The organism is Actinomycetota bacterium, from assembly GCA_030776725.1.
Taxonomy (GTDB): domain Bacteria; phylum Actinomycetota; class Nitriliruptoria; order Nitriliruptorales; family JAHWKO01; genus JAHWKW01.
In genome coordinates this window covers 1-3,392 of sequence record JALYHG010000210.1, presented here as the reverse complement: position 1 = coordinate 3,392, position 3,392 = coordinate 1, and the positions used below count along the sequence as shown (strand labels likewise).

Annotated in this window: 4 protein-coding genes; 1 reads left to right on the top strand and 3 read right to left on the bottom strand. The window is 73.1% G+C overall.

Annotation, left to right across the window (positions count from 1 at the left end):
- From selB to M3N57_10325, 3 genes are all read right to left on the bottom strand, one after another.
- A partial coding sequence (gene selB / locus M3N57_10335; GenBank protein MDP9023067.1) for a selenocysteine-specific translation elongation factor occupies positions 1-1,015 on the bottom strand: 1,015 nt, incomplete at its 3' end.
- Positions 1,016-1,023: 8 nt separating this feature from the next.
- Positions 1,024-2,382, bottom strand: a complete 1,359-nt coding sequence (gene selA, locus M3N57_10330; GenBank protein MDP9023066.1) for an L-seryl-tRNA(Sec) selenium transferase — start codon at positions 2,380-2,382, stop codon at positions 1,024-1,026.
- A 23-nt stretch (positions 2,383-2,405) separates the two neighbouring features.
- The gene (locus M3N57_10325) at positions 2,406-2,951 is read right to left on the bottom strand and encodes a hypothetical protein (protein MDP9023065.1); all 546 of its coding nucleotides are present in this window, start codon (positions 2,949-2,951) and stop codon (positions 2,406-2,408) included.
- Positions 2,952-3,119: 168 nt separating this feature from the next.
- Here M3N57_10325 and M3N57_10320 point away from each other — a divergent pair.
- Positions 3,120-3,392: response regulator (locus M3N57_10320; GenBank protein ID MDP9023064.1), on the top strand; the 273-nt coding region annotated here is incomplete at its 3' end.

Genomic DNA, 3,392 nt, shown 5'->3' with positions numbered 1-3,392 from the left:
CGATGCGGATGTGCGCCGGTCGGCCGTCGACGGCCGGGTCGTGCAGCAGCGGGTGGATGGTCGCGATCACCTCCGCGCTGCCGGCGTGCAGGTGCCACGCCCCCGTGCGGCCGACCTCTTGGCCGGGCAGCGCCCGCACCCACGCGTCGAGCGTGGCGGTGGCGCGCCACGCTCCCCGGACGGTGCGGGCGGGTGCGGGGCGGCCGTCGCCGGTGGTGAGCCCCACCAGCGCGTCGCCTCTGGCGACCTCCTCACGGTCGACGCCCGACAGGTTCACCGCGACGCGGCTCCCGGGGGCGGCCGCGTCGACGTCGGCGCCGAGGCTCTGCAGTCCACGGACCCGGACGGTGCGGCCATCGGGGGACAGGATCAGCTCCTGTCCGACCCGCAGCCAGCCGTCCACCAACGTGCCGGTAGCCACCGTGCCGGCACCAGTGATCGTGAACGACCGGTCGACCCACAGCCGGGGACGGCCGACGTCGCCGGCAGCCGGGGTCTGCGCGAGGCGCCGGGCGAGCGTGGCGCGCAACTCCGGTACGCCGCGGCCGGTGATCGCGTCGACCACCACGACCGGTGCCCCGGCCAGGCTCGTGGCCGCCAGCCGGCGGCCGACGTCCGCAGCGACTGTGGCGGCCCGCTCGTCGCCGGCGAGGTCGGCTTTGGTGACGGCGACCACGGCGGCGCGGACGCCGAGCAGGTCGAGGATGTCGAGGTGTTCCTGCGACTGCGCCGACCAGCCGTCGTCGGCAGCGACCACGAACAGGGCCAGCTGCACCGCCCCGGCGCCGGCGAGCATGTTGGCGATGAACCGCTCGTGGCCGGGGACGTCGACGAACGCGACGGTCAGCCGGGCGTCGCCGTCGGGGACGTCGAGGTTGGTCCACACGAAGCCGAGGTCGATCGTGAGCCCGCGGCGGCGTTCTTCCTCCCACCGGTCGGGTTCCATGGTAGTCAACGCCCGCAGCAGCGTGGACTTGCCGTGGTCGACGTGTCCGGCGGTGGCGACGACGTGCACGGCCGGTCTCACCCGTGGTCGCGGAGGGCGGCCCGGACCGCTTCGGCCAGCAGGTCGTCGTGCGCCGGTGCGATCGTGCGCAGGTCCAGCACGACCGTGTCGCCCTCCACCCGCCCCACCACAGGGGGTTCACCAGCGCGGAGCTCGCCGGCGAGTTCGTCGGGGCGGGGGACGTCCAGCGCCACCGCCCACGACTCCAGCTCGCTCCCCGGCAGCGACCCTCCACCGGTGGTCGACACGGTCTGGACCTCTCGGGCCGGGGCGCCCAGTTGAGAGGCGAGTCGCACGGCGCGGTCGCGCAGCGTCTCGACGTCGGCGGTCAGCATCGCCCAGACCGGCAGATCGAGGGGGACGTCGCTGCGCACGTGGGCCTCGAGCGTGACCTCCAGGGCGGCGCGGCGCGACTTGTCGATGCGCAGCGCACGTGCCAGCGGGTGCGTGGCGCAGCGCCGCACCAGATCGCCGCGGCCGGCGATGATGCCGGCCTGGGGGCCGCCCAGGAGCTTGTCGCCACTGAACAACACCAGGTCGGCGCCGCTGGACAGCGCCGCGACGGCCGACGGCTCGCCCTGCAGACCGGGGACGTCCACGTCCCGGATCAGACCCGAACCGATGTCGTGAACGAACGGCACGCCGGCTTCGCGGGCAACCGCGGCGATCTGCTCGTCACGCGGTTGCTGCACGAACCCCACGATCCGGTAGTTGGACCGGTGGATCTTCATGATCACGCCGGTGCGGTCACAGACCGCGTGACGGTAGTCGTCGACCCGCGTGCGGTTGGTTGTCCCGACCTCGCGCAGGATCGAACCCGATCCGGCCATCACGTCGGGGAGGCGGAACGACCCACCGATCTCGACGAGCTCACCGCGGCTCACGATCGCTTCGCGTCCGGCGGCGAGCGCGGCCAACACCAGCACGACCGCCCCGGCGCCGTTGTTGACGACCGTCGCGGCTTCCGCGTCGCACGCTTCGGCGGCGAGCCGACCCAGGTGGGCGGTGCGCGAACCGCGTCTGCCGTGCTCCAGCTGGTACTCAACGGTGCAGTACCCGGCGGCCTCCGCCATCGCTGCGCGGGCGTCGGCGGACAGCGGTGCCCGGCCCAGGTTGGTGTGCAGCACCACTCCGGTGGCGTTGAGCACACGGCGGATCCGTCCCGCCCGTCGGGCGGCCAGGTCCTGCGCCGCGGCGGTGATCACCTCATCGACACCCGGTACCTGGCCGCCCCGCCGTGCCCGTTCACGTGCCTGGTCAACGGACCGGCGGACCGCGTCCGCGAACGGCCGGCGCCCGTAGGTCTCGACGAACGATGCCGCAGCCGGATCGCGGAGGACCGCATCGACCTGCGGGAGCCGCGAGAGGTCGGTCATCGCTGCTGCGGTCCGGATGCCACTCAGCTGCTCCTGACCCGACCGAAGCTGCCGGAGCGGGAGCCGGGCGCAGGTCCCCGGTCGGTGCCCTCCGCTGCGATCCGAGCCAGCCACTGGTCGAGTTCGGGCAACGAGCCACCCACACGAGGGTCGGGAGGTTGCAGGATCGAGAAGTACCGCTCGAGCTCGTGATCGAGGACCCGGCGACGTTCGTCGGTGAGCCACGGGCCGAGCAGCCGCGCTGCCACGTCCAAGGCGTCCATCCGCAGCAGCCGGGGCACGTCGCCGGCGTGGCCGGGGCCCAGGCCGGGGACGGGCGCGGCCACCACACGCCGCAGCCGCTCGCACTGGTGTGCCTCGAGATCCCCGATCCGCAGGAACCGCAGCAGCCCCAGCAGCACCTGACGGATCCCTTCACGGATCTGCTCACGTTGCTCCTCCGACCACAGCCCCGCCTGCGGAGCCTGCTCAGCGAGGCCCTCGACCAGGTCGTCGAGGAGTTCGGTGAGGTGCCGGTTCAGCGCGGGGGCGAGTTCGGCCGCGACCGCGCGGTAACGCCGCTCGTCCACGATCGACCTCGCACACAACCGATGGTCACGGAGCGACCGCCCGTCCTCGCAGGGCGATCGCAGGCACGGTACAGCGATACAGCGCGCTTTTCGTGCCGGATCGGCTGACGACGGACGCTGCATCGGGCATCATCCGCCACGGTCGATCACAGGAGCAACGTGGCCGCGATGGGTCCCGGCAGGTCGGCGAGCGCCACGGTGTTCCGCACGGTCCTCGCCGACGACGTCGCCGACCTACGGCTGCTGTACCGGGTCACGCTCGAGCGCAGCGGCCGGTTCGCGGTCGTCGCCGAAGCCGTTGACGGTGCCGAAGCGGTGGCTCACGCGACCACGCACCAGCCCGACCTCGTCCTCCTGGACGTCGCGATGCCCAACGTGGATGGGATCACGGCGCTGCCCGGGATCGTGTCGGCGTCGCCGCACACGAAGGTCGTCATGCTC